Raw genomic sequence first — 253 nt, 5'->3', positions numbered from 1 at the left:
ATCGTCGTCGTCATCGCCACCGTTGTTGCCGCCGCCGTTATTGCCGCCCCCGTTATTGCCGCCGTTGCCATTGCCGTCGTCGTCATCGTCATCGCCGCCATTGTCACCGCCGCCATTGCCATCGTCGTCATCCTTGCGGCCGCCTGATGACGGCAGGTTGCCGAAGGAAGACAGCCGCGGGAAGTTGAAGCTCCCCAGGCCATTGTCGTTGGCCGAGCGGGTCGACTGCTGGAACGGCCGGTCGTCGACAAAG

Annotated in this window: 1 protein-coding gene; it reads right to left on the bottom strand. The window is 64.0% G+C overall.

Features of this window, described 5'->3' with window-relative positions; genetic code table 11:
• On the bottom strand, positions 1-253 hold a 253-nt coding region (locus AC1Q80_RS30945; protein WP_492362958.1), incomplete at both ends, for a hypothetical protein.

It is taken from the genome of Ensifer sp. GW823-FHT05D09, from assembly GCF_058795755.1.
The sequence above is the reverse complement of the archived record's forward strand: the minus strand, read 5'-3'. Positions and strand labels throughout refer to the sequence as shown.